This is a genomic window from Burkholderia sp. Bp8986, from assembly GCF_003854225.1.
Lineage (GTDB): Bacteria > Pseudomonadota > Gammaproteobacteria > Burkholderiales > Burkholderiaceae > Burkholderia.
The window spans coordinates 157,253-182,847 of sequence record NZ_QTQM01000004.1 but is presented as its reverse complement, the minus strand read 5'-3'; the positions used below and the strand labels follow the sequence as shown (position 1 = coordinate 182,847).

General features: G+C 68.6%; 23 protein-coding genes. 8 read left to right on the top strand and 15 right to left on the bottom strand.

From position 1 onward, the window contains the following. The first annotated feature begins 152 nt into the window (after positions 1 to 152). Positions 153 to 3,002, top strand: a complete 2,850-nt coding sequence (locus DID99_RS06365; protein ID WP_124666330.1) for a heavy metal translocating P-type ATPase — start codon at positions 153 to 155, stop codon at positions 3,000 to 3,002. A 61-nt stretch (positions 3,003 to 3,063) separates the two neighbouring features. Here DID99_RS06365 and DID99_RS06360 read toward each other — a convergent pair whose 3' ends face one another. Continuing rightward, entirely contained in the window at positions 3,064 to 3,300 is a 237-nt protein-coding gene (locus DID99_RS06360) for a hypothetical protein (protein ID WP_124520069.1), read from the bottom strand. On the opposite strand from DID99_RS06360, the gene DID99_RS37145 reads away from it, so the two are divergent. Further along, positions 3,299 to 3,517 carry a hypothetical protein gene (locus DID99_RS37145; protein WP_185702624.1) on the top strand — a complete coding sequence of 73 codons (219 nt, stop codon included), beginning with the start codon at positions 3,299 to 3,301 and terminating at the stop codon, positions 3,515 to 3,517. The genes DID99_RS06360 and DID99_RS37145 overlap by 2 nt on opposite strands. Before the next feature lie 195 nt (positions 3,518 to 3,712). On the opposite strand, the gene DID99_RS06350 is transcribed toward DID99_RS37145, so the two are convergent. The 4 genes from DID99_RS06350 to DID99_RS06340 all read right to left on the bottom strand — a co-directional run bounded on the left by DID99_RS06350 (position 3,713) and on the right by DID99_RS06340 (position 6,918). Further along, positions 3,713 to 4,192: an N-acetyltransferase gene (locus tag DID99_RS06350; protein ID WP_124486078.1), complete on the bottom strand. Its 480-nt coding sequence runs from the start codon at positions 4,190 to 4,192 to the stop codon at positions 3,713 to 3,715. A 167-nt stretch (positions 4,193 to 4,359) separates the two neighbouring features. After that, positions 4,360 to 4,515, bottom strand: coding sequence for a hypothetical protein (locus DID99_RS37140; protein ID WP_167359264.1), 156 nt, complete (start codon positions 4,513 to 4,515; stop codon positions 4,360 to 4,362). A 175-nt stretch (positions 4,516 to 4,690) separates the two neighbouring features. Next, positions 4,691 to 6,115, bottom strand: a complete 1,425-nt coding sequence (locus DID99_RS06345) for a flagellar hook-length control protein FliK (protein ID WP_124666329.1) — start codon at positions 6,113 to 6,115, stop codon at positions 4,691 to 4,693. Between the two features lie 104 nt (positions 6,116 to 6,219). Next, positions 6,220 to 6,918 (bottom strand): MgtC/SapB family protein, encoded by a 699-nt coding sequence (locus DID99_RS06340; protein ID WP_124666328.1) that lies wholly within the window; start codon positions 6,916 to 6,918, stop codon positions 6,220 to 6,222. A 114-nt stretch (positions 6,919 to 7,032) separates the two neighbouring features. Between DID99_RS06340 and DID99_RS06335 the strand changes: the two genes are divergently transcribed. Continuing rightward, on the top strand, positions 7,033 to 8,142 hold the full coding sequence (locus DID99_RS06335) for an AGE family epimerase/isomerase (RefSeq protein WP_124666327.1): 1,110 nt from the start codon (positions 7,033 to 7,035) through the stop codon (positions 8,140 to 8,142). Here DID99_RS06335 and DID99_RS06330 read toward each other — a convergent pair. Next, positions 8,115 to 9,743 carry a methyl-accepting chemotaxis protein gene (locus DID99_RS06330; protein ID WP_124666326.1) on the bottom strand — a complete coding sequence of 543 codons (1,629 nt, stop codon included), beginning with the start codon at positions 9,741 to 9,743 and terminating at the stop codon, positions 8,115 to 8,117. The two genes, DID99_RS06335 and DID99_RS06330, sit on opposite strands and share 28 nt — an antisense overlap. A 269-nt stretch (positions 9,744 to 10,012) precedes the next feature. On the opposite strand from DID99_RS06330, the gene DID99_RS06325 reads away from it, so the two are divergent. After that, positions 10,013 to 10,456: a PaaI family thioesterase gene (locus tag DID99_RS06325; protein WP_044845017.1), complete on the top strand. Its 444-nt coding sequence runs from the start codon at positions 10,013 to 10,015 to the stop codon at positions 10,454 to 10,456. A 64-nt stretch (positions 10,457 to 10,520) separates the two neighbouring features. On the opposite strand, the gene DID99_RS06320 is transcribed toward DID99_RS06325, so the two are convergent. The 7 genes from DID99_RS06320 to prpB form a co-directional block, all read right to left on the bottom strand. Further along, entirely contained in the window at positions 10,521 to 10,802 is a 282-nt protein-coding gene (locus tag DID99_RS06320; protein WP_124529171.1) for a type II toxin-antitoxin system RelE/ParE family toxin, read from the bottom strand. Beyond that, entirely contained in the window at positions 10,792 to 11,040 is a 249-nt protein-coding gene (locus DID99_RS06315) for a type II toxin-antitoxin system Phd/YefM family antitoxin (RefSeq protein WP_124529169.1), read from the bottom strand. Before DID99_RS06315 ends, DID99_RS06320 begins: the two co-directional genes overlap by 11 nt. Positions 11,041 to 11,157: 117 nt before the next feature. Then, positions 11,158 to 12,210: a CaiB/BaiF CoA-transferase family protein gene (locus DID99_RS06310; protein WP_124666325.1), complete on the bottom strand. Its 1,053-nt coding sequence runs from the start codon at positions 12,208 to 12,210 to the stop codon at positions 11,158 to 11,160. Between the two features lie 420 nt (positions 12,211 to 12,630). Continuing rightward, positions 12,631 to 13,821 carry a 2-methylaconitate cis-trans isomerase PrpF gene (gene prpF / locus DID99_RS06305; RefSeq protein WP_044845013.1) on the bottom strand — a complete coding sequence of 397 codons (1,191 nt, stop codon included), beginning with the start codon at positions 13,819 to 13,821 and terminating at the stop codon, positions 12,631 to 12,633. Between the two features lie 26 nt (positions 13,822 to 13,847). After that, the gene (acnD, locus tag DID99_RS06300; RefSeq protein ID WP_124666324.1) at positions 13,848 to 16,442 is read right to left on the bottom strand and encodes a Fe/S-dependent 2-methylisocitrate dehydratase AcnD; all 2,595 of its coding nucleotides are present in this window, start codon (positions 16,440 to 16,442) and stop codon (positions 13,848 to 13,850) included. Between the two features lie 81 nt (positions 16,443 to 16,523). Next, positions 16,524 to 17,696 (bottom strand): 2-methylcitrate synthase, encoded by a 1,173-nt coding sequence (prpC, locus tag DID99_RS06295; RefSeq protein WP_124666323.1) that lies wholly within the window; start codon positions 17,694 to 17,696, stop codon positions 16,524 to 16,526. A 116-nt stretch (positions 17,697 to 17,812) separates the two neighbouring features. After that, a complete protein-coding gene (gene prpB, locus DID99_RS06290) occupies positions 17,813 to 18,706 on the bottom strand; it encodes a methylisocitrate lyase (protein ID WP_044845010.1) in 894 nt (297 codons plus the stop codon). Positions 18,707 to 18,876: 170 nt separating this feature from the next. Between prpB and prpR the strand changes: the two genes are divergently transcribed. Then, the gene (prpR, locus tag DID99_RS06285; RefSeq protein ID WP_124520246.1) at positions 18,877 to 20,865 is read left to right on the top strand and encodes a propionate catabolism operon regulatory protein PrpR; all 1,989 of its coding nucleotides are present in this window, start codon (positions 18,877 to 18,879) and stop codon (positions 20,863 to 20,865) included. A gap of 54 nt (positions 20,866 to 20,919) precedes the next feature. On the opposite strand, the gene DID99_RS06280 is transcribed toward prpR, so the two are convergent. After that, positions 20,920 to 21,573, bottom strand: a complete 654-nt coding sequence (locus DID99_RS06280; protein WP_124486058.1) for an ABATE domain-containing protein — start codon at positions 21,571 to 21,573, stop codon at positions 20,920 to 20,922. A 255-nt stretch (positions 21,574 to 21,828) separates the two neighbouring features. Between DID99_RS06280 and DID99_RS06275 the strand changes: the two genes are divergently transcribed. Further along, on the top strand, positions 21,829 to 22,212 hold the full coding sequence (locus DID99_RS06275; RefSeq protein WP_124486057.1) for a VOC family protein: 384 nt from the start codon (positions 21,829 to 21,831) through the stop codon (positions 22,210 to 22,212). A 195-nt stretch (positions 22,213 to 22,407) separates the two neighbouring features. Here the strand turns inward: DID99_RS06275 and DID99_RS06270 are convergent, their stop codons facing one another. Next, positions 22,408 to 23,256, bottom strand: a complete 849-nt coding sequence (locus DID99_RS06270; protein WP_044845006.1) for an ureidoglycolate lyase — start codon at positions 23,254 to 23,256, stop codon at positions 22,408 to 22,410. 655 nt (positions 23,257 to 23,911) lie between these two features. Between DID99_RS06270 and DID99_RS06260 the strand changes: the two genes are divergently transcribed. Both DID99_RS06260 and DID99_RS06255 read left to right on the top strand, forming a co-directional pair. Further along, positions 23,912 to 24,736 (top strand): IclR family transcriptional regulator, encoded by an 825-nt coding sequence (locus DID99_RS06260; protein ID WP_185500306.1) that lies wholly within the window; start codon positions 23,912 to 23,914, stop codon positions 24,734 to 24,736. Between the two features lie 248 nt (positions 24,737 to 24,984). Beyond that, on the top strand, positions 24,985 to 25,536 hold the full coding sequence (locus DID99_RS06255; protein WP_124520248.1) for a hypothetical protein: 552 nt from the start codon (positions 24,985 to 24,987) through the stop codon (positions 25,534 to 25,536). Positions 25,537 to 25,595 lie beyond the last annotated feature (59 nt).

Here is a 25,595-nt window from a genome sequence, read left to right as displayed (position 1 = left end):
CGGTCCGCCGCCTGCGCTGGCCGGGCATGACAGGCGAGAATGCGTTGGCCGTCGACACGATCCTGTATTGCATCCCCCCTTGACCTTCCCATCATGGGAATGTTGATACTGACATCACTCGCGGCTCGATCCGCGCTCCTGGGGAATCCGACATGACTGAACCACTCGCCTCCGCAGCCCTGCAAACGGTCGAACTGACCGTCGACGGCATGCATTGCGGCGGCTGCACCGGCCGTGTGCAACGTGCGCTGGCTGCGGTGCCGGGCGTCGTCGAGGCCGCGGTCGATCTCGACGCGCATGCGGCCACGGTCACCGCGCATGATGCGGTCACGCCGGCGCAGCTCGTCGACGCGGTCGGCGCCGCCGGCTATCGCGCTGCCGTGCGCGAAGCGACGGGCGCAGCCGTGGGGGCCTCGCCCGCGGGGCACGCGACGCGCGTCGCAGCACTGCCGGTAACGGCAACGCCCGCCACCGCCACCGCCACCGCCACCACGATCGAACTCGATATCGACGGCATGACCTGCGCGTCGTGCGTGTCGCGCGTGGAGAAAGCACTCGCGAAAGTGCCGGGCGTCACGCGCGCAACGGTCAACCTCGCGACCGAACGCGCGACGGTCGACGCCGCAGCGGACGTTTCCGCGTCGCAACTGGCGGATGCCGTCAGGCAGGCCGGCTATGGTGCGACGCCGCTCGCGCCGGATACCGCCGCCCTCCCTGCCCCGTCCGCGTCTCCGGCATCCGCCAGCCTCGAACTCGCCATCGACGGGATGACCTGCGCGTCATGCGTGTCGCGCGTCGAAAAGGCGCTGGAGAAGGTGCCGGGCGTCACGCATGCGTCGGTCAATCTCGCGACCGAACGCGCATCGGTGCATGGCGCCGGCGCGCTCGACGCCGCCACGCTGATCGCGGCGGTCACGACGGCCGGCTATCGGGCGTCGCTCGCCGCCTCGCCGGACGTGGGCGCCTCGACCGACGCCACCGCCCGCGCCGGCAGCGGCGCCGCCGCGCAAGCCCCCGACGCCCGCAAGCAACGCGAAGCGATCCGCGAGCGCAATCTCGTGATCGGCTCGGCCGTGCTGAGCGCGCCGCTCGTCGTGCCGATGCTCGTCGCGCCGTTCGGTTTCGACGCGATGCTGCCCGGCTGGCTGCAGCTCGTGCTCGCGTCGATCGTCCAGTTCGGCTTCGGCGCGCGCTTCTACCGCGCTGCCTGGCATGCGGTGAAGGCACGCACGGGCAACATGGACCTGCTCGTCGCACTCGGCACGTCGGCCGCGTTCGGCCTGAGCCTGTGGATGCTGCTGCGCGACCCCGCGCACCCCGGCCACCTGTATTTCGAGGCATCGGCCGTCATCGTCACGCTGGTGCGCTTCGGCAAATGGCTCGAAGCGCGCGCGAAACGCCAGACGACGGAGGCGATCCGCGCACTGAACGCACTGCGCCCGGACCGTGCGCGCGTCGTCGAGCACGGCGTCGAACGCGACGTGCCGCTCGCGCAGGTGCGCGTCGGCACGACCGTCAGCATCCGTCCCGGCGAGCGTGTGCCCGTCGATGGCCGGATCGTGTCGGGCCGCTCGCACGTTGACGAATCGCTGATCACCGGTGAAAGCCTGCCGGTGCCGAAGGACGACGGCGACCCGGTCACGGCCGGGTCGATCAACGGCGAAGGCGCGCTCGTCGTCGAAACCACCGCGATCGGCGCGGAAACAACGCTCGCACGCATCATCCGCCTCGTCGAATCCGCCCAGGCGGAGAAAGCGCCGATCCAGCGGCTCGTGGATCGCGTCAGCGAAGTGTTCGTGCCGGCGATCCTCGGCATCGCCGTGCTGACGCTGATCGGCTGGCTGATCGCCGGCGCCGGCACCGAAACGGCGATCCTCAACGCGGTCGCGGTGCTCGTCATCGCGTGCCCGTGCGCGCTCGGCCTCGCGACGCCCGCGGCGATCATGGCCGGCACCGGCGTCGCGGCCCGCCACGGCGTGCTGATCAAGGACGCCCAGGCGCTCGAACTCGCGCAGCGTACCACCGTGATCGCGTTCGACAAGACCGGCACGCTGACCGAAGGCAAGCCATCCGTGACGGCGTTCGACGCCGTCGGCATCCCGCGCGAGCAGGCGCTCGCGCTCGCGGCCGCGGTCCAGCGGCAAAGCGATCACCCGCTCGCGCGCGCGGTGGTCGCCGCACACGATGCTGACATCCTGGCTCGCGGCGGCGGCGGCGCGGGTTCGGCCGAGATCGTCGCGGCCGATGCGCGCGCGGTGGCCGGACGCGGCGTCGAAGCGCGTGTCGACGGGCAGCTTCTCGCACTCGGCAGCACCCGCTGGCGCGACGAACTCGGTATCGTCGTGCCGCCCGAACTCGACGCGCGTGCCGCGGAACTCGAACGCGCGGGCAACACGATTTCGTGGCTGATGCGCGCCGATGCGCCGCGTGCGCTGCTCGCGCTGATCGCGTTCGGCGACACCGTGAAGCCCGGCGCGCGCGACGCGGTCGCGGCCCTGTCGGCACGGGGCGTCGCGAGCGTGCTCGTGACGGGCGACAACCGCGGCAGCGCCACGGCCGTCGCGGCGACGCTCGGGATCGGCGAAGTGCATGCGCAGGTGCTGCCCGACGACAAGGCACGCGTGGTGGCCGAACTGAAGCGGACGCACGGCGGAATCGTCGCGATGGTCGGCGACGGGATCAACGACGCGCCCGCGCTCGCCGCGGCCGATGTCGGCATCGCGATGGCCACCGGCACCGACGTCGCGATGCACACGGCCGGCATCACGCTGATGCGCGGCGACCCGGCGCTCGTCGCCGATGCGATCGACATCTCGAAGCGGACGTACCGGAAGATCCAGCAGAACCTGTTCTGGGCGTTCGTCTACAACCTGATCGGCGTGCCGCTCGCGGCGCTCGGCTGGTTGAATCCGGTGATCGCGGGGGCAGCGATGGCGTTTTCCAGCGTCAGCGTCGTGACGAATGCGTTGCTGCTGAGGAGATGGAAAGGGCGGGCGCGATGAGCCGGCGCGGCGCGAAAACGGGCGGGACTGCAACCCGCACGCTCGCCGCCGCGCGCAGGATTCAACGGCTTCGACGAATCCAGAAACAATACGCGCCGATCGCGACCAGCATTGCGCCATCGACAATACCCAGCAACGGGAGCGGATTCGTCCACTTGTCCATATTGGTCGTCCGCGCGTAGTAGGGTGGTCCGTCGCCGTATGCCTCTTCGAGATTGATCGCGTTGAACGCAAAAACGAGCAGGATCGAAATCAGCAGCGCCACACCAATCAAGATATGCAACGGGCGTTTTCGCATGTCAGTATTGAATCGTCAGTGGAACGTAGCACTCGGGCGCGTCCTTCGTCGCCGCCTCGATGTCTCGAACGAAATTTTCCATTCCGGAATGAAGATTGATGCATCCGGCAGATCCCGCGTTCGTGCCACCATGGATGAAGAATCCACCGCGACCGAACGCTCGGGTTCCGGGCATGACATGAATGGTCAGTCGGTGATCGCCCCATGCTGCGTATGAGTACGCCAAACTGTTGGCCCGCTCATCATAGGATCCACACGGGATTTCGGTTGCCATGCCGGCTGGGGGGCCCCGCGTTCAAAAGGCCAAATCGGACTCGCAGGCCCATCCAGAGCGCACCACGGCCCGCGTGTGCGCTGACGTGAAATCGTGTCGAAACGAAAACGTTGCGCCTGCGGTGTCGAATCTTCGTCGTTAGCCAGAGACGACCGGCTTGATCAGCGTCGTCGTGATCGGCGCGAAGCCGCACGCCCGATACAGCGCACGGGCAGCCGTGTTGTGATTGAACACCGACAACCCGATCTCGGTGACGCCATGGCGGCGTGCCTCGGCCTCCAGCGCATCGAGCGCGCGCGTGGCCCAGCCCTGGCGGCGCCGGGACGGGACGATGTCGAGGTCGTAGATGAACAGCGTGCGGTTCGGCCCTTCGGGCACGATCGCGTACCAGAGATCGCCGACCGTGTCGCCGCTGGCAGCGTCGATCAGTTGGACGAGTGTCTGGCCGGAAGTGAGCAGGCCGTCAGGCAGCAGCGTATCGAAGCAGGCGCGGGCGCGGCTCGCCGCGTCGTCGGCCGCATTCTGCCCGGACGACACGAGATCGCGCGCGTAGCCGTCGATGGCGCGCGTGCGGTATGCGTGGAATTCACCGGCCGTCATCGGCCGCATCTGCAGCATGGCCCGGGTGTCGCGAGGGAAGTCGGACTTCCAGTGTAGCGGGACGGTCACACCGGCGCGCGATGCGACGGCGGAAAGCGGGCAGGCAGTTGCAGCGAGCGCTGCGCCGGATCAGCGGATCAGCGGATCAGCGGATCAGCGGATCAGCGGATCAGCGGATCAGCGGATCAGCGACGGTACAGGACGATCGGCACGAGGTTCGCACGACGCACGCGCTCGGCTTCGGCGCGACGCGCAGCGTACGAATATTCCGCGTCGAGCGGCAGGTGCGGGGAGACGAACAGGTCGTCGATCTTTTGCAGCAGGGCAAGAATGAAGCTCATGTGAGACTCCTGACAGATGGCGCTAGGGTTTTCCCTTAGACGGACTTCATTCTAAGGGTTTTCCCTGAACTCTGCCAGCGCGCCGCATCAGTTTGCCGCACCCGTGCAACCGCCAACGGTCGGTCTCCCGCGACGCGCCTTGCCAGGCCGGGGTTTGCAGGTAGGGTCGGACGATTTAGTGCGTTCGACGCACGCGCTTCGCGGCCGCCGCCTCGCGGTTCGCATTGCGTTGCAGCCGGTCGACCTGTGACAGCATCGCTTCGTGGTGTTCCGCGAGCGTCATCAGCGTTGCCTGCTGCGTCGACAGATCGGCAGCCAGCCGGTCGATCCGCTGTTGCCGGGCATCCAGTTCCTGCTTCAGGTGCGCGATCTGCCGTGTTTGCAGCACCAGTGCGGTGAGCCCCGCGAACACGACGATCGCCAGTGCCAGCAGCAGCCGGTTGACGCGACGCATCTCGCGATCGGCCGCCTGCTTCATGCCGGCCGTGTCGGCCTGCAGGGTGGCGAGCCGATCCGACAGCGGGCGCAGATGCGTGTCGGGATCGAAGGCTGGCCCGCTCGACGCGGCCGGTTGCGCGCGATCCGCCGACGGCTTCGTCACGAACGACGCCGCGGACGCCACCGGCTGCACGACCGGCGAGGCCGGCGCTGGGGCTGCTCGCGCAGCATCACGGGTACTCGCGGCAATCGCGGCAGCGACCGGCCCGGCCGGTTCGGCGGTCGCTTGCGGTTCGGCGGACGGCGGAGTGTGCTGCGCCGGAGGCGCCTCCGCCCCGGCGCCGACAGCCGCTGCTCCCGGCACACTACGCACCGCTGGCGCTGCCGCTTCGCGCGTGCCGGCAGTCGCACGTCGCTTGCCGCCGGAGGATGCGCGACGCCCCTTCGTGGTCTCGCCGGGCGCCCGCGCCGCGTCATCGTGTGTGACCGGCACGGCGGCACCTTCGGCCTCCCCGCCCGCTTTCACGAGACGATCGGCGATGGCCGCATCGACCGCACCACCCACCGCATCGGCATTCGCGGTCGAACGATCGGCGCTCGTCCCGGCCGCGCCGCCGGCTTCCGACACGCTGCCGGCCTTCATCTGGCCGCCGCCCGTTGCCGGCTCACCAGCTGCGCGCGCGCCGCCACCATCGGACAGCCGCGCCCCGCCAGGTTTCGTCGTGTCTGCAGCGGGCGCGGGCACGACATCGGCATCGACCGCATCGCCGTTTCCACGCGTCGAAGCAGACTCCGTCGTCGTCGCGACGTCGGGAGCCGGCTCGGCCGTATCGGCAGCGGCGCCCGGCGTCGCGAATCCATCCAGCGTCGCCTGCCGAGCGGCGTCCTCGCCGTCCGCAACGGCGGCCACCGTCTCGGCGTCCGCCACCGCGTCATCACGCGAGACGGCCGGCGCACGCGCAGCCGGCTCGCGCACCGGATCGCCGAACAGGTCGAGCGTGTGTTCGTCCCGCGGCGCATCGCCGCCCGCGTTGCCGGACCGCGCGGTTGCCTTGGCGGCGGTGTCTGCCGCGGCCGCGGCGGAACGCGGGCGCGAACGGGCCGATGAACGGTCGGAGCGGGAATGGGAACGGGAGCGAGGCACGGAAACGGATTCGGTCATGGAGTCGGATTGCAGGCCCGCGAGCGCGGAACCGAAGGTCGAACGGAATCAGTGACCGGCCATTGTCGCATGACCGATCGCCGATCCGGCCGATCGGATGCCGTCTATTCGTCGCCCGGCAAGCCGCCGCCTTGCTCGAATCGCGTCACGCACGACAGCCCGCGCAGCTTGTCGCAGATCGCGCGGTATTCGAGATCCGACACGCGCCCGAGCGCGATGCGCACCTCGTCGTGCTCGCCCGTGTCGTCGGCGCGCTGCACGATGAATTGCTTCACGCGCGCGCTGTCGGGGCCGAGCGCCGCGTGCAGCGAATCGAACGTCAGCGCGCCGCTCACCACCGTCAGCGCGAGCTGGCGCCGCTGCCGCACCGTGAAGTAGCGCCGCTCGAGCGGCTTGATGCCGGCCAGGATGATCAGGATGATGAGCGTCGCGGCAATCGCCGCGATGTACAGGCCGCCGCCCACCGCGAGGCCGATCGCGGCGACCGACCACAGGCTCGCGGCCGTCGTCAGCCCGCGCACGATCTCGCCGCGCAGCAGGATCGAGCCCGCGCCGAGAAAACCGATCCCCGATACCACCTGCGCGGCGATCCGCGACGGATCGAGCACGACGTGGTCGCTGCTGCCCAGCACATCGGCGAAACCGAATGCCGATACGATCATGATGAGCGTCGAACCGACACAGACCAGCATGTGCGTGCGCAGGCCGGCCGCCCAGGAAAGGCGCTCGCGCTCGATGCCGATGACGCTGCCGAGCGCAGCCGCGAGAACCAGCCGCATCACGAGTTCCAGGTTGCCGAGCATCCGATTTCTCTCCTTTTTTGGCGTCGGCCGCGCGGAATGTTTTATCCTTGGCCCCGGCCGCGCCGATCCTCCGGGCCGCGCCGACACGTTTCGATCCAAGCGCATAACCCCGTCATGTCCGTTTCCGACTCCGCTTCCGCCCAGGCCGCCCAGCTGCGCCGTCATTTCGCGCACGTCGTCTTGCCGATCTGGCAGGGTTCAGGGTTCGACCACACGCTGCGGCTACCGTTCGAGGCCGTCGACCCGGCCAGCCATGCACCGCTGCCCGTCACCCGTTATCGCGCCATGGCCTGCGCGCGGCAGCTGTTCGTGTTCGCGCAGGCCGGCAACATCGCGCACGCGGCCACGCTGTTCGATTCGCTGTGCGGCCGCTTCCGCGACCCGCGCCACGGCGGCTGGTTCTACAGCGTCGACGCGCAAGGCGCGCCGCTCGACACGACCAAGGACCTCTATACGCACGCGTTCGTCGTGTTCGCGTGTGCCGCGTGGCATGCGGCGTCGGGCGACGCCGCGGCACGCGCGGCCGCCGAGGACACCGCCGCGCTGATCCAGGACCGCTTCGCGCCGCAGCCGGGCGACGCGCTGCTCGACGCCGCGCGTCACGCCGATTTCTCGTCGTCGGGCAGCGGCGCGCTGCAAAACCCGCTGATGCACCTGACCGAAGCGTGGCTCGCGGCCGCCGATGCGTTCGGCGACGCGGCGTTCGACGATGCGCTCGCGCGCACCGCGCAGGCCGTCGAACGCACGTTCGTCGATACCGCGACCGGCTGCGTCGCCGAGCTGCCGCTCGGGGCGGCCGACAACCGCTTCGAGCCCGGCCATCAGTTCGAGTGGTTCTATCTGGTCGACGCGGCCGGCGCGCGCCTCGCGCAAACCGGGCTGCCCGGCGCACTCGCGCGCGCGTTCGCGTTCGCCGAGCAGCACGGGGTCGATCCGCAGACGGGCGCCGTGTGCGCGGCGGTCGACGCACGAGGCGCATGCCTCGACGGCACGCAGCGGATCTGGGCGCAGACCGAATACCTGCGCGCGCTCGCGACGCACGGCGGCACGCCGGCGTCCGCGCCGCTCGCGCGGCAGATCGAGCGCTTCGCCGCGCGCTTCCTGCATCCGCGCGGCTGGTTCGAGTGCAAGACGGCCGACGGGCAGGTGTCGCGCGCCGACATGCCGTCGACGACGCCCTACCACCTCGCGACCGCTTACGCGGCGCTGCCCGCCGTTTCGTAACCGGCGTCGGCCGGCGACGGCGACCCGCGCTCGTCGCGAACCCCGCGAGCCGCGCGCGCGTCGCCCAGTTCGAACACCGACACCGCCTGCATCAGGTGCGCGGTCTGGTCGTTCAGCGACGCAGCCGCCGCCGCGACTTCCTCCACCAGTGCCGCGTTCTGCTGCGTCAGCTGGTCCATCTGCGTGACGGCCTGGTTGACCTGCTCGATGCCGACGGTCTGCTCGACCGACGCGGCCGTGATCTCCGACATCGTCTGCACGACCCGCGTGATCGACGCCGAAACCGTCCGCATCGCGTCGCCGGCCCGTTCGACGAGTTCCGAGCCGCCGTCGATCTGCGCGACCGACTCCTCGATCAGCGCCTTGATCTCCTTCGCCGATTGCGCGCTGCGCTGCGCGAGCGAGCGCACTTCGCCCGCGACCACCGCGAAGCCGCGGCCCTGCTCGCCGGCCCGCGCGGCTTCGACCGCCGCGTTCAGCGCGAGGATGTTGGTCTGGAAGGCGATGCCGTCGATCACCGAAATGATCTCCGCGATCCGCCCGGAGCTCTGGGCGATGCCGCGCATCCGGTCGATCACGCTGTCGACCACGCCGCCGCCGTGGCGCGTCGCGTCGAGCGCCGCGTCGGCCAGCGCGCTGGCCGCACGTGCGCTGTCGGTGTTCTGGCGCACCGTCGCGGTCAGTTCCTCCATGCTCGCGGCGGTTTCCTCGAGCGACGCAGCCTGCGTGCCCGTGCGCGCGGACAGGTCCGCGTTGCCGCCGGCGATCTCGCCCGCGCCGAGGTGGATCGCGTCGGACGCGTGACGCACGGTGCGCACGGTGTCCGCGATGCTCGCCTGCATCGCGGCGAGGCCGCGCAGCATCCGGTCGATCTCGAACACGCCGCCCGCCCGCACGGCTTCGTCGAGCCGGCCCTGCGCGATCCGCTCGAAATGGCGGCCGGCTTCGTCCAGCGGCGCGACCACCGCGCGCCGCGCGGCCGCGTAGATGGCCGCGCTCGCCACGAGCATCGCCACGAGCAGCACGATGCCGACCCACTTGAACCACTGCATCCCGCTGTCGATCGTGGCGAGCGCGTCGCGGCTCGACGCGCCGCCGTAGTCGGCGAAGCGGTGCAGTTCGGCGAGGTACGCGTCCTGGAAGCCTTGGGTCGGCTGGTCGAGGAACGCCTGGATGTTGTCGGCATCGAGGAACTGCACGAGTTCGCCCAGCGCGCCGCGCAGCGCGCGATAGCGCTCGGCGAGCGCGGCGACGCGCGCGCGGTTCGTCGCGTCGACGGCCTGTGCGGCCGTCAGCGCGGCGAACGCCTTGTCCGCTTCGCCGAGCGAAGCGCTGGCATGACGGATGATCTCGTCGGGCTTCGGGCCGCCGCGCACCATCCGCGTGCCGGCGCGCGACAGGTTCACGCGGGCGTCGAGCAGGCGCTCGGTCGCCTGGCTGGCCGCGTCGACCTGCGCGATCGCGACGTTCGACAGATCGTCGACGCCGCTGCGCGTCGACGCGAGCGCCCAGAAGCCGAGCGCCTCGATCGCGAACAGAAAGAGGCAAAACACGGTCAACACGCCGAGCAGACCCGACGCGAGCTTGATTTTTCCGAACATGGGGGAGATTCCTGGAGAGCCGACGATGAAGCAATGCCCCGGCATTAGCGGCATTTCTTCGTCGGACTTTAGGAACATCCGGCGAGAGGCGCCCGGCCAGTGCCCGCCATTCCCGTCGAATCGCCGGCAAACGAGGACAATGCGCGCGTTCGACGCAATCATCACGTCGCATCGCGCCGGCATCTGCGCGAAATGCGGACGAATTTCCTTGCTTATCCGCGGCCCCCTTCCTAGAGTTCAGCGCAAGCGGACACGCATTGGGGAAGTCGATGACGGACATCACGGACCACGCGCGCGGCGCATTGCGCGCGCAACCGTTCAGCATGCTGCTGGGCACGGAGCTGATGCATATCGGCGACAACGAAGTGTCGCTGTGCCTGCCCGTGCGGGAAGAACTGCGGCAGCAGCACGGCTTCGTGCACGGCGGCGTGATCGGCTATCTCGCCGACAACGCGCTGACGTTCGCCGGCGCGCTGGTGCTCGGACCGCGCGTCATCACCGCCGAATACAAGATCAACTACCTGCGGCCGGCCGTGAACGGCACGCTCGTTGCGCGCGCGAAGGTCGTCTACGCGGGCCGGCACCAGGCGACCTGCCAGTGTCATGTGTTCGTCATCGACGGGGACCACGAGCGGCTCGTCGCGATCGCGCAAGGCACGATCAACCGCGTCGGAGACGGCAAGATGCCGGATGCGCGGGAGGAGACGGCGTGACGGGCGCCGCCGGCCGGCTCGATGAGATAAGCCGCGAAACGCCGAAGCCGCAACGCGTGTCGCGCTAGCGTTTCATCGCAGCGAGATAGACGGCATCGCGCTCGCGACGCCCCACAGCGACCACCAGCACCACAACCTCCGCCTCGCGCACTTCGTACACGAGGCGATAGCCGACACTGCGTAGCTTGATCTTGTAGCGGTCCGGATGACCGTGCAGTTTCGCCGAAGGAATGCGCGGATTTTCGAGCCGTTCGGCAATTCTCGCCTTGAACTGATCGCGAACGGTGCGATCGAGCTTCTTCCACTCCTTCAATGCAGGTTCGAGAAAGGCGAGCTCAAAGGTCATTCAGGTTGACCTTGACGACTTTCCCCTTGGCGCGTGAATCGGCGAGCGCGTTGTCTTCAATATCTTCGAGACGTTCGACCATCGCCTCCCATGTCTTCGCCGGGATGCAATAGAACGCGGGTTCGTTGTGATTCAGGATCGCGACCGGGAAGCCCTCGCCCGCCGCCACGGTTCCCATCGGGTTCCGCTTCAGCTCCGAAACGCTCGCCGTCACGCTGGCCAGAATGGTGTGGGGCATGCTCGCTCCTGGTTCGATTGAATTTTTATTGTACCTTATTTAGCACCAAATTTAGCCCCATCCTGAATGCTCTACGGACCACACCAGGTTTGCTCCCGAACCGTGAGGTTCGACGCGCTACTCGGCCCCATCGCCCGCCAGTGGCAAAAAACGCGGCGCCACACGCGCCCGCACGTTCCCGTTCTCGTCAGTTCGATAGATCCCGCGCGCCGCATTGTGCGGATGCTCCAGCGCGTCGGCCACGCTCAGCACCGGCGCAAAGCATGCGTCCGTCCCTTCGAGCAGCGCGCGCCAGTGCGCGGACGGCTGCTGTGCGAACACCTCCGCGAAACGCGCCTTCAGCGCCGGCCAGCGCGCCCGATCGTACTGCGACGCCGGATCGACATCGCTCAACCCGAGCCGCTCGACCAGCAACGCATAGAACGGCGGCTCGAGCGCGCCGATCGTCACGCATTCGCCGTCCTCGCAGCGATACACGTCGTAGAACGGCGCATCGTGGAAGAGGCTCGGCTGCGCGCCATCGAGCTGCCCGTTCGCGCGTGCCCACAACGCGAGCGAGCCGAGCATCGACACGATGTCGACGATCGCGCCGTCGACCACGCGCCCCGGGCCGCCGCCGCGCACGTCGAACAGCGCGCAGACGATCCCGAACGCGAGCCCGAGCGCGCCGCCCGCATCGCCGACGACGGTCGGCGGCACGCCGGGCCGGCCGTCGCGCGGTGCCGACAGCGACAGCAGCCCCGTCAGCGCGACGTAGTTCAGGTCGTGCCCGGCGGCCGTCGCGAGCGGTCCGTCCTGGCCCCAGCCCGTCATGCGTCCATACACGAGCTTCGGGTTGTGGCGCGCGCAATCGTCGGGCCCGAGGCCGAGGCGCTCCATCACGCCGGGCCGCAGCCCTTCGATCAGCGCGTCGGCCTGCGCGATCAGCGCGAGCGCCGCGTCGCGGCCCGCCGGCGTCTTCAGATCGAGCTCGACGATCGTCTTGCCTTCGCGCAGCAGGTCGCCGTCGCGGCCCTGCAGCGCGTTCGGTGCGCTGGTGCGGCCGGCCGGACGTGCGATCAGCGTGATGCGCGCGCCCATCCCGGCGAGCATCCAGCCCGCGAGCGGGCCGGGGCCGAGGCCTTCGAATTCGACGATGTGGACGCCGGAAAGCGGCGCATCAAGCGACATGCGATTCTCCTGTCGATCCACGTTAGCGCTTTAGCGCTTACGTGGATCCCATGCTTCGCGGTCGATCCACGTTAGCGCTTTAGCGCTTACGTGGATCCCATGCTTCGCGGTCGATCCACGTTAGCGCTTTAGCGCTTACGTGGGTCCCATGCTTCGCGGTCGATCCGCGTTAGCGCTTTAGTGCTCACGTGGGTCCCACGCTTTGGGATCGATCTGCGATGACTCACGCCAGCGCGGATCCGTGCATCACGACCGGAGTGCGCTTCCGCGCACCGGTACGGTCACCGATCCCACGCGTTGAATAGCGAATTGCCTTCGTCACGCATGCGCCAAACGAAAAAATCCCTGCGCAGCGGGTCCGCTTCGCAGGGATCGGTCCGGTTCAGCGCTGCAGGGTTGCACGCACGAACCGCGGCATGCTCAGAACGCATCCCCCGGCACCCGCACCCAGCCTTCCATCAGCACGCGCGCGCTGCGGCTCATGATCGCCTTCGTGACGGTCCATTCGCCGTTCTCGAGCTGCGCTTCTGCGCCGACGCGCAGCGTGCCCGACGGATGCCCGAAGCGCACCGCGTTGCGTTCGCCGCCGCCCGCCGCAAGGTTGACGAGCGTGCCGGGAATCGCCGCGGCCGTGCCGATCGCGACCGCCGCCGTGCCCATCATCGCGTGGTGCAGCTTGCCCATCGACATCGCCCGCACCAGCAGGTCGACGTCGCCCGCATTCACGCGCTTGCCGCTCGACGCGACATAGTCGGCCGGCTTCGCGACGAACGCGACCTTCGGCGTGTGCTGCCGCGTCGCGATCTCGTCGAGCGTGTCGATCAGGCCCATGCGCAGCGCGCCGTGCGCGCGGATCGTCTCGAACTTCTCGAGCGCCTTCGGGTCGCCGTTGATCGCGTCCTGCAGCTCCGTGCCCGTATAGCCGATCGCCTCCGCCTCGACGAAGATGGTCGGAATCCCCGCATTGATCATCGTCGCCTTCAGCGTGCCGATGCCCGGCACGGCGAGGTCGTCGACCAGGTTGCCGGTCGGGAACATCGAGCCGCCCGCGCCCTCTTCGTCGGCGGCCGGGTCCATGAACTCGAGCTGCACTTCGGCGGCCGGGAACGTGACGCCGTCCAGCTCGAAATCGCCCGTCTCCTGCACCGCGCCATTTGTGATCGGCACGTGCGCGACGATCGTCTTGCCGATGTTCGCCTGCCAGATCCGCACGGTCGCGACGCCGTCGCGCGGCACGCGCGACGCATCGACGAGGCCGCCGCTGATCGCGAACGGGCCGACCGCCGCCGACAGGTTGCCGCAGTTGCCGGTCCAGTCGACGAACGCGCGGTCGATCGCGACCTGCCCGAACAGGTAGTCGACATCATGCCCCGGCCGCGTGCTCTTCGACACGATCACCGTCTTGCTGGTGGACGACGTCGCGCCGCCCATCCCGTCGATCTGCTTGCCGTACGGATCGGGGCTGCCGATCACGCGCAAGAGCAGCGCGTCGCGCGCGGCGCCCGGCGCCTGCGCGGCGTCCGGCAGGTCCTGCAGCCGGAAGAACACGCCCTTGCTGGTGCCGCCGCGCATGTAGGTCGCGGGAATCCTGATTTGAGGAATGTGAGCCATGTTTGCGTTGTCCCTGTATGACCCGGTCAAGCCGCCTGCGACGATTCGAGGAAGTCCTGCGCGAAACGCTGCAGCACGCCGCCCGCGTCGTAGATCGACACTTCCTCGGCCGTATCGAGCCGGCACGTCACCGGCACCTCGACGCGCTCGCCGTTCTTGCGGTGAATCACCAGCGTGAGATCGGCACGCGGCGTACGCTCGCCGATCACGTCGAAGGTCTCGGTGCCGTCGATGCCGAGCGTCGTGCGGTTCGTGCCCGGCTTGAACTCGAGCGGCAGCACGCCCATCCCGATCAGGTTCGTGCGGTGGATCCGCTCGAAGCCTTCGGCGACGATCGCCTCGACGCCCGCGAGCCGCACGCCCTTCGCGGCCCAGTCGCGCGACGAGCCCTGGCCGTAGTCGGCGCCCGCGATCACGATCAGCGGCTGCTTGCGATTCATGTACGTCTCGATCGCTTCCCACATCCGCATGACCTTGCCTTCCGGCTCGACGCGCGCGAGCGAGCCCTTCTTCACCGCGCCGTCGACGACCGCCATCTCGTTGATCAGCGTCGGGTTCGCGAAGGTCGCGCGCTGCGCGGTCAGGTGGTCTCCCCGGTGCGTCGCGTACGAGTTGAAGTCTTCTTCAGGCAGGCCCATCTTCGCGAGGTATTCGCCGGCCGCGCTGTTCGCGAGGATCGCGTTCGATGGCGACAGGTGGTCGGTCGTGATATTGTCGCCGAGCACCGCGAGCGGGCGCATGCCCTTGAGCGTGCGCTCGCCGGCCAGCGCGCCTTCCCAATACGGCGGGCGGCGGATGTACGTGCTCTGCGCGCGCCAGTCGTACAGCGGCGCCGCGCGCTCGCCCGCATCGGCCGCGCGCGCGAACATCGGTTCGTAGACCTTGCGGAATTGCTCGGGCTTCACGCTCGATGCGACGATCGCATCGATCTCCTCGTCGGTCGGCCAGATGTCCTTCAGCGTGACGGGCTTGCCGTCCTGGTCGTGGCCCAGCACGTCCTTCTCGATGTCGAAGCGGATCGTGCCGGCGATCGCATACGCGACGACGAGCGGCGGCGACGCGAGGAACGCCTGCTTCGCATACGGGTGGATACGGCCGTCGAAGTTGCGGTTGCCCGACAGCACGGCCGTCGCGTACAGGTCGCGCTCGACGATCTCCTGCTGGATCTTCGGATCGAGCGCGCCCGACATCCCGTTGCAGGTCGTGCACGCGAACGCGACGATGCCGAAGCCGAGCTTCTCGAGCTCCGGCAGCAGGTTCGCTTCTTCCAGATACAGCTCGACCGCCTTCGAGCCCGGCGCGAGCGAGCTCTTCACCCACGGCTTGCGCGTGAGGCCGCGCGCGTTCGCGTTGCGCGCGAGCAAGGCGGCCGCGATCACGTTGCGCGGGTTGCTGGTGTTCGTGCAGCTCGTGATCGCGGCGATGATCACCGCGCCGTCAGGCATCTCGCCCGCCTTCTCTTCCCACTGGCCGGCGATCCCGCGCGCGGCGAGGTCGGACGTCGGCAGCCGCTTGTGCGGGTTCGACGGGCCGGCCATGTTGCGCACCACGCTCGACAGGTCGAACGTCAGCGTGCGCTCGTACTGCGCATCGTTCAGCGTATCGGCCCACAGGCCCGCCGCCTTCGCGTAGGTCTCGACCAGCTTCACCTGCTCGTCGCTGCGGCCGGTGAGGCGCAGGTAGTCGGTCGTCTGGCCGTCGATGAAGAACATCGCGGCCGTCGCGCCATATTCGGGCGCCATGTTCGAGATCGTCGCGCGATCGCCAAGCGTGAGGCTCGCGGCGCCTTCGCCACGGAATTCCAGATACGCGCCGACCACCTTTTCCTTGCGCAGGAACTCGGTCAGCGCGAGCACCACGTCGGTCGCGGTGATGCCGGGCTGGCGCTTGCCGGTCAGCTCGACGCCGACGATGTCGGGCAGGCGCATCCACGACGCGCGGCCCAGCATCACGTTCTCCGCTTCCAGCCCGCCCACGCCGATCGCGATCACGCCGAGCGCGTCGACGTGCGGCGTGTGGCTGTCGGTGCCGACGCAGGTGTCCGGGAACGCGACGCCGTCCTGCGCCTGGATCACCGGCGACATCTTCTCGAGGTTGATCTGGTGCATGATGCCGTTGCCCGGCGGGATCACGTCGACGTTCTCGAACGACCGCTTGGTCCATTCGATGAAGTGGAAGCGATCCTCGTTGCGGCGATCCTCGATCGCGCGGTTCTTCGCGAACGCGTCCGGATCGAAGCCGCCGCACTCGACGGCGAGCGAGTGGTCGACGATCAGCTGCACGGGCACGACCGGGTTCACCTTGGCCGGGTCGCCGCCGCGCTCGGCGATCGCGTCGCGCAGGCCCGCGAGGTCGACGAGCGCCGTCTGGCCGAGGATGTCGTGGCACACCACGCGCGCCGGGAACCACGGGAAGTCGCGTTCGCGCTTGCGCTCGATGATCTGCTTCAGCGAATCGGCGAGGATCGCCGGATCGCAGCGGCGCACGAGGTTTTCGGCGAGCACGCGCGACGTGTACGGCAGCGTGTCGTATGCGCCGGGAGCGATCGCTTCGACCGCGGCACGCGCGTCGAAGTAGTCCAGCGACGTGCCGGGCAGGGGTTTGCGGTTGGCGGTATTCATGATGTGGGGCGGAATTCGGGGTAAGACGTTGCGCGCGCGCCGGCGGCCCGCATCACGGGCGCCGGCGCGCGCGGCCGAAGATCAGCGCTTCTCGATCGGCACGAACTGCAGGTCTTCCGGACCCGTGTAGTTCGCGCTCGGGCGGATGATCTTGTTGTCGACGCGCTGCTCGATGATGTGCGCGCTCCAGCCGGACGTGCGCGAGATCACGAACAGCGGCGTGAACATCGCGGTCGGCACGCCCATCATGTGATACGACACCGCGCTGAACCAGTCGAGGTTCGGGAACATCTTCTTCGCGTCCCACATCACCGATTCCAGGCGCTCGGCGATGCTGTACAGCTTCAGGTCGCCCGCTTCCTTCGACAGCTTGTGCGCGACGCCCTTGATCACCTTGTTGCGCGGATCGGAGATCGTGTAGACCGGGTGGCCGAAACCGATCACGACTTCCTTGTTCTCGACGCGGCGGCGGATGTCGGCTTCGGCGTCGTCCGGCGAGCTGTAGCGGCTCTGGATTTCGTACGCGACTTCGTTCGCGCCGCCGTGCTTCGGACCGCGCAGCGCGCCGATCGCGCCGGTGATCGCCGAATAGATGTCCGAGCCCGTGCCCGCGATCACACGGCCGGTGAACGTCGACGCGTTGAATTCGTGCTCCGCGTACAGGATCAGCGACGTGTGCATCGCCTCGACCCACGACTTCGACGGCGTCTTGCCGTGCAGCAGGTGCAGGAAGTGGCCGCCGATCGAGTCGTCGTCGGTTTCCGTCTCGATGCGCTTGCCGTTGTGCGAGAAGTGATACCAGTAAAGCAGCATCGAGCCGAGCGACGCCATCAGGCGGTCGGCGATGTCGCGCGCGCCCGGCAGGTTGTGATCGTCCTTCTCCGGCAGCACGGTGCCGAGCACCGACACGCCGGTGCGCATCACGTCCATCGGATGAGCCGACGCCGGGATCTGCTCGAGCGCGGCCTTCAGCGCGCTCGGCAGGCCGCGCAGCGCGCGCAGCTTGGTCTTGTACGCGGCGAGTTCGGTCAGGTTCGGCAGCGTGCCGTGCACGAGCAGGTGCGCGATTTCCTCGAATTCGCACGATTCGGCGACGTCGAGAATGTCGTAGCCGCGGTAGTGCAGGTCGTTGCCGGTCTTGCCGACCGTGCACAGCGCCGTGTTGCCGGCCGTCACGCCCGACAGCGCCACCGACTTCTTCGGCTTGAATGCGCCTGCGGCGGCCGGTGCTGCTGCGTCTTTCGTCTCGCTCATGTTTCCGTTCTCCAATGGGTATCTGGGGTGTCACGTCGGCCGGGCGCCGCGCTCGTGCGCGCGGCCCGGCTTCATGCAAAGCGTTCCGGGAACCGTGTCCCGGCGCGCGGGCCGCGTTACTTCTTGCCCTGCGCGAACAGTTCGTCGAGCTTCTGCTCGTACGCGTGATAGCCGAGGAAGTCGTACAGCTCGGCGCGGGTCTGCATGGTCGGCACCGCCGCCTTCTGCGTGCCGTCGCGGCGCAGCGTCTCGTAGAAATTCAGCGCGGCCTTGTTCATCGCGCGATACGCGCCGCAGCAGTACAGCGCGATGTCGACGTTCGCCTCGCGCAGCTCGTCGAGTGTGAACAGCGGCGTCGAGCCGAACTCGGTCAGGTTCGCGAGGATCGGCACCTTCACCGCGGCCTTGAAGCGGCGATAGTCGTCGAGCGTCTTCATCGCTTCCGGGAAGATCATGTCCGCGCCGGCTTCCACGTAGGCGATCGCGCGCTCGATCGCGGCGTCGATCCCTTCTGCAGCGGCCGCGTCGGTGCGGGCCATGATCACGAACTGGTCGTCGGTGCGCGCGTCGACCGCGGCCTTCACGCGATCGACCATTTCGTCGGTCGGCACGACTTCCTTGCCCGGACGGTGGCCGCAGCGCTTCTGGCCGACCTGGTCCTCGAGGTGCACGGCCGCGACACCGGCCTTGATGAACGAACGGACCGTGCGCGCGATGTTGAACGCGCCGCCCCAGCCCGTATCGATGTCGACGAGCAGCGGCAGGTCGGTCGCGTTGGTGATCCGGTTCGCGTCGATGAGCACGTCTTCCATCGTGCTGATGCCGAGATCGGGAATGCCGAGCGAATTCGCGGCGACGCCGCCGCCCGACAGGTACACGGCCTTGAAGCCGACGGCCTGCGCCATCTTGGCTGCGTACGCGGTGATCGCGCCGACCACCTGCAGCGGCTGTTCGGCCGCGACTGCCGCGCGGAATTTCGCGCCGGCGCTCTGAAGATGCGTGTTGCTCATGAACGGCCTCCTGAAGGAATGACCATGAACAGCAAGGACCGGGCCAGCTCGTGAATCGGGGCTAACCCACTGATTCTTAAGCAACCGGCACGGGCGAGGCAGCGCCCGATGATTTCATTTCAGCAATTTCATGTTTCAAAAATGAAATCGCGCGCGCATAATCGGTCGCCATGGACCTCTCCTCGACCAAGCCCGTCGGCCCGGCCGACCGCACGGTGCGTCCGCGCATCTGGGCGATGGGCATCAGCCGCCTGCGCGACCTGTTTCGCGAGATCGCCGGCGAATTCGACGAACGCGCCGACGTGCGCATCGTCACGCGCGCGTACGAAGACGCATTGAGCGCGATCGCGGAGGCCGGCACCGCGCGCCCCGACGTGATCGTCGCGGCCGGCTCGAACGGCGGCTTCCTGAAAACGCGTGCGCAGGTGCCGGTCGTGGTCGTGTCGCCGACCGGCTTCGACGTGATGCAGGCGCTCGCGCGCGCGCGGCGCGACGCGTCGCGGATCGCGCTCGTCAGCGCCGGCGAGACGCCGCCCGAAGTGCGCCGCTTCGTCGCCGCCTACGGCCTCGACGTGCAGTTTGCGTCATATCAGTCCGCGCAGGAAGCGGAAGCCTGCGTGCACGACCTGCACGACCGCGGCATCGAGACGATCGTCGGCCCCGGCCTCGTCACCGATCTCGCGGCGAGCGCCGGCATGGGCGCGGTGTTCCTGTATTCGCACGCGTCGGTGCGCAAGGCGGTCGAGACGGCGCTCGAGGTCGCGTACGCGACGCACGCCGAGGCGTTTCGCCGCCAGCGGCTCGACAACCTGCTGCAGCACCTGCGCGACGGCGTGGTCGCGCTCGACGCGCGCGGCCACGTCGAAGCCATCAACGAGCGGCTCGCGTCGGCGCTCGGGGTCGAACCCGCGGCGGCCGTCGGCCGCGCGCTCGTCGACCTGCGCCCGGAACTGCGCACGCTGCGCGGCGAGGACGGCGACGCGCTCGCGACCGTGCGCGGTGTGCGCTACGTCGTGCATCGCGGGCCGCTCGTCGATCGCGGCGTCACGTCGGGCAGCGTGCTGACGTTCCAGGAATCGCGCGCGGTCGAACGGCTCGACCGCGCGCTGCGTTCGCAGCCGAACACGCAGCAGTTCGCGGCGCGCTACACGCTCGACGACGTGGTCGGCGCGTCCGCGCCGATGGCGCGCGTGCGCGATCTCGTGCGCCGCTACGCGAAATCCGATGCGACCGTGCTCGTGCTCGGCGAAAGCGGCACCGGCAAGGAAATGATCGCGCAGAGCCTGCACGCGCTGTCGGTGCGGCGCAGCTATCCGTTCGTCGCGATCAACTGCGGCGCGTTTCCGGAGGCGCTGCTCGAGAGCGAGCTGTTCGGTTACGAGGAAGGCGCGTTCACCGGCGCGCGGCGCGGTGGCAAGACCGGGCTGTTCGAGGCCGCGCACCGCGGCACGCTGTTTCTCGACGAGATCGGCGAGATGCCGCCGTCGCTGCAAAGCCGGCTGCTGCGCGTGCTGCAGGAGCGCGAGGTGATCCGTCTCGGCTCGACAGAGCCGATCCGCATCGACGTGCGCGTGATCGCCGCGACGCACCGGCCGCTGCTCGCGGCCGTCGAGGCCGGCACGTTCCGCGCGGACCTGTATTACCGGCTCAACATCCTGAACGTCGGCCTGCCGCCGCTGCGCGAGCGCGCCGCCGACATTCCGGCGCTCGCGGCCACGCTGCTCGTGCAGGCCGCGCGGCGCGAGCCGCGGCTGGCCGAACGCGTGCGCGAGGCCGACGATGCGATGCGCGTGCTCGGCGCGACGCAGGCGACGCTCGCGCGCTACCGCTGGCCCGGCAACGTGCGGGAACTGCAGAACGTGATCGAGCGGATCGCGGTGGAACTGGCCGAGGAGGTCGACGAGCACGATCCGGGTGCTGCGTGCGCGGCACTCGCGCCCGATGCGCTGCAGGCGATCGCACCCGAGCTGTTCGCGGCGCCGCCCGATGCGGCCGATGCCGACGCCACCGACGCGCAGACGCTCCACGCGCGCCGCCGTCGCGCGGAAGCCGACGAGATCCGCGCGGTGCTCGATGCGTGCGGCGGCGATCGCGATCGCGCGTGCGCGATGCTCGGCATCAGCAAGACGACGCTGTGGCGGAAGCTGTCGGCGAAATAGGTTCGGGCGGGATGGGCGCGATCGACGCGTGACGCACCGGGACGCGCGCTGCCGTCAATCGGCCTTGTGATAGTGGCGGTACGCCTTCGCGCGATTGCCGCAGGACGACATCGAGCACCAGCGGCGGCTGCCGTTCTTGCTGTCGTCGATGAACAGCCACTGGCATGCGTCGTTCGCGCAGCGCTTGACCTTCGCGAGGCGCGCGCCGCCCAGCAGATCGGTCGCCGACCACAGCACCGGGCTCAGCAGCCCCGCGAGCGTCGCGCCCGCTGCCCCGATCCGCCACGCGTAACCGCCGTCGATCCGCGCGAGCGCGACGCGCGGCGCCGCTTCCGCCAGAAAACCGCCCAGCAGCGCGAGATCGTCGGCTTGCGGCTCGCGCCGCTCGGCCTGCGCGTGAAAGAGCCGGTACAACGCCTCGCGCAGCGCGAGCGCGCGCGTCAGCATCGCCGGCGCGTCCTCCTTCTCGTTCTCTTGTGCTCGTGCGCGACACGCGTCGGCCAGGCCGGCCGGCACGCCAGCCTGCTCGCGGCACCACGTGAACAGGTCGTCCAGCGTGCCGAAGGTTTCGGTCGGCACGTCGGCGCCACGCCAGTACAGCGTGTTCGCGAAATCGATGCTCAGCGTTTCGGACGGCGCCGGAACCAGGCAGTCCGTCGTGACGGAAGGTTGCGTTTTGCTCATGACGCGATCGTATCTAACCACCATGCCGGTTGACAAGCATCCGGACGCTTCCTAACATAACCAGCATGGTGGTTAAAAGCCGGTTTGCTGCTGTGATGTCCCCTCTTTAGTTCAAGGAGCCACAGATGATCGATCGTTTTTCGCACGACGTTGTCCACACCGGCCGCAGCCGCGCATTCCACGACAGCATGCTCGGCGCGCTTCGTCACAAGCGGATGGCCTGGTGGTTATAAACAGGTTTGCTGCACTGATGCCCCCCTTCAGTTCAAGGAGCCACAGATGATCGATCACCTTTCGTTCGGCGTTGCCCACATCGACCGCAGCCGCGCGTTCTACGACAGCACGCTCGGCGCGCTCGGCTACAAGCGGCTGTACAGCGACGACGGATCCCTCGGCTACGGCACCAGCGAACCGGTGCTGTGGTTGCAGCACGCGGCACGTCCGGTCGTCGCCGATCCCGATTCAGGGTTGCACCTGTCGTTTCGCGCGGCGTCGCCGGTGGAAGTCGATGCGTTCTACCGCGCCGCGCTGCAGCACGGCGGACAGGACAACGGCGGGCCGGGCAAACGCGAGCACTACGGCCCCGGCTATTACGCGGCGTTCGTCATCGATCCCGACGGGTATCGCCTCGAAGCCCATTGCGAGCTGGGCAACGTCGTCTGATCCGCCGAGTCCCAACGCGGATGAACGACAAGGGCCCGGTTCCGCGTCATGCGGAACCGGGCCCTTGTCTTTGTTGCACCGGGGTCGGCGTTCGACTCGCGTCGGTCGCCGCCGGCGATCCGGCGACGGGTCCGGCGGCGCTGGCGGATAGCCAGCCGGTTACGTCCGCCAGCCTCGCCCGCGCCGCGCGAGCGCTCACTGCGCGTTGCGCGTGCTCTGTAACTGCTCGCCGAGCCCCGCGATCCCGAGGCGCACCGTCTGACCCGCCTTCAGGAACACCGGCGACGGCTTGATGCCCATCCCGACGCCCGGCGGCGTACCGGTCGTGATCACGTCGCCCGGTTGCAGCGTCATGCAGGTCGACAGGTAGGCGATCAGTTGCGCGACGGTGAACACCATCGTGCGCGTGTTGCCGTTCTGATAGCGGTGGCCGTCGATCTCGAGCCACAGGTCGAGGCGCTGCGGATCGGGCACCTCGTCGCGCGTGACGAGCCACGGGCCGATCGGGCCGAACGTGTCGAAGCCCTTGCCCTTGTCCCACTGGCCGCCGCGCTCGATCTGCCACTCGCGCTCGGACACGTCGTTGACGACGCAGTAGCCGGCGACGTAATCCAGCGCGCGCGCTTCGTCGACGTCCTTGCACGTCGCGCCGATCACGACGCCCAGTTCGACTTCCCAGTCCGTCTTCACGGAGCCCTTCGGGATGTCGATGCCGTCGTTCGGGCCGCAGATCGAACTGGTCCACTTGCCGAACACCACGGGTTCCTTCGGCACCGGCATGCCGGCTTCGGCTGCGTGATCGGCATAGTTGAGACCAATGCCGATGAACTTGCCGACGCGCCCGACGCAGGCGCCGATGCGCGGCTCGCCGGAGACGAGCGGCAGCGTGGCCGGGTCGATCGCGCGCAGGCGCGCGAGACCGGCGTCGGACAGCGCGTCGCCGGCAAGATCCGGCACGTGCGCGGACAGGTCGCGAATCCGGCCGTCCGCGTCGAGAATACCGGGCTTTTCCTGGCCCGACGGGCCATAGCGAAGCAGTTTCATCGTGCTCAACCTCTGTTGTCGAATGTGACAGGATACCGGCCGACGCGGCCGCTGACGGCCACGCGCCGGACTGAATGCCGATCGTCGATGACGCGCGTCGGCCCCCGAATCCGGCAGGCCAATCGACACGCGAGGCTCGCGCAGGCGCAGCGATCGCGGCGCCGCACCGGGTGCGACGCGCATCGAGCGGGCGGCCGCCGGTCTGCGCATCGGCGACGACGGCCCGGCATCCGCGCCATGTGCCGGCCGGTGCCGGTCGGCTTCACGCGCGGCCGCACCGTCGCTGGCCCGCCGCTCTTTGTACCATCGGCGGCCCGCCGTGAAATGGCGCGCGACGGATACCGACTATTGGTGCGCCTGCGGAGATTGCACAGCAGCATCGGGGCCGCCGAACCATCCGGCTTTACGCCCAATGCCGCGGTCCTTCGATACCGAAAGATGAATGTCGAATATTTCTTACGACCCTGTCATCGGGAACGGCACGTGATCCGTTCTTGCTGGACAACGATCGGCAAAAAGACGCCGCATTGCACACTGAACGTTTATTGTCAGGCTCGTCCGGACGGCAGTCACATCCGCATGCGGCTTCGCGAATCTGCGTGCAAACCGGCCAGCGTGCGTCGCCAACCGATTGGTCATTCCCGGACTTCCTACCATGACGCAAACGACCAATAACCCGCTCCCCGGCAGCGACGCACGGGCGTCGATGGGCGCAGCCGACCGCTATCGCGCACCCGCCCTCGACAAGGGGCTCGACATTCTCGAACTCCTGTCGGAACAAAAGGAAGGACTCACCCGCACCGAAATCACGAAGGAGCTCGGCCGCAACGCGAGCGAGATCTACCGGATGCTCGAACGTCTCGTCGCGCGCCGCTACGTGATGCGCTCGAGCGGCGGCGACCGTTACACGCTCAGCCTGAAACTGTTCGCGCTCGCGCACCGCCATCCGCCGATGAACCGGCTGATCGCCGAGGCCTTGCCGCTGATGCAGCGCTTCGCCGATGCGGCCGAACAGTCGTGCCATCTGACCGTCTACGATCGCGGCAACCTGCTCGTGATCGCACAGGTGGACGGCCCCGGCCCGTGGGGCGTGTCGGTGCGGCTCGGCTCGCGCGTCGGGCTTGCCGATACGGCGTCGGGACGCGTGATGCTGTCGTTCCAGGGTACCGAGCAGCGCGCGCACATGCTGGTCGAGCATCGCAAGGTCAAGGGTGAAACGCCGATGAACGAGCAGGAACTCGCGCACGCGTGCCAGTCCATTCGCCAGTCCGGCTACGTGCGCCAGGACAGCCGCCAGGCATACGGCGTCACCGACCTGAGCGCGCCGATCCTCGGCCCGGCCGGCCATGCGATCGCGGTGCTGACCTGCCCATACATGCGCCGGATCGACGCGCACATGGCGCCGTCCGTGGAGGTGGTCGTCGCAAGACTGCGCGATACGGCAGGCCAGTTGTCGATGTGCCGCGCGGAGACTTGCTGATTGTTGTCGAGCGGGCGACCGGGTTGAAATTGGTCGGGCGAGCGGGCGGGCGCGGCGGGCGGTCGTTCGGTCAGCGGGTCGGGCAGGCCGGTGCGACGCCGCCCACGCGGTATGCGATGTGCGCCGGTCGCGCAGGCGTTCGTACCGGCATTCCGCAGACCGTTTCCGGATGCGCGGACGCCGCGCTACGCTAGAATAGCGGCCCTCTCAAAAACTACGGCGGCCGGCTGTCGCGGCCGTCGTATCCGATGGATGTCATGGCCAAACTTCTGAACGATCAAGAATTCCAGCGTTTCTCCGAACTTCAGCAGAAGCAGGCGAGCTTCACGATCACGTCCGAGGAAGCGGACGAGCTGCGCGACATCGTCGCGCGCGCGCAGAAGAAGCGCGACGATCGCGCCGCAGCGATGCGGGCGATCGAAAACTACATCGAGCAGTTCGACATCACGCCCGACGAACTCTTTTCGCCCGAGCAGATCGGCGACGCCGCACGTACCTACGGCCTCATCACGGCCACCAAGAAGGAACGCACGCTGCCGCCGTCGATCACGTTCAACGGCAAGCCGTACCAATGGACCAAGACGCTTCCGGACGACGTGCGCAGCGCGCTGTTCGATGCATTCACGTCCGGCGAATCGGTCAAGCGCTTCATCGCGATGCCGAAGGACATCGCGCGTTGCGCGCTGACGATCGCCCGCCTCGAGCGCGAAACCGGCGGCATCTATGCCGACGCGCACCTCGAAGAACTCGCGATTTCGCGTGAGCAGGTGAACGACGCGGCATCGAAACTCGCTGCATAAACGCTGCCGCGGGCACGGTTCATGCGTGCCCGCACCGGTGCGGACGCCGGCAACAGCCG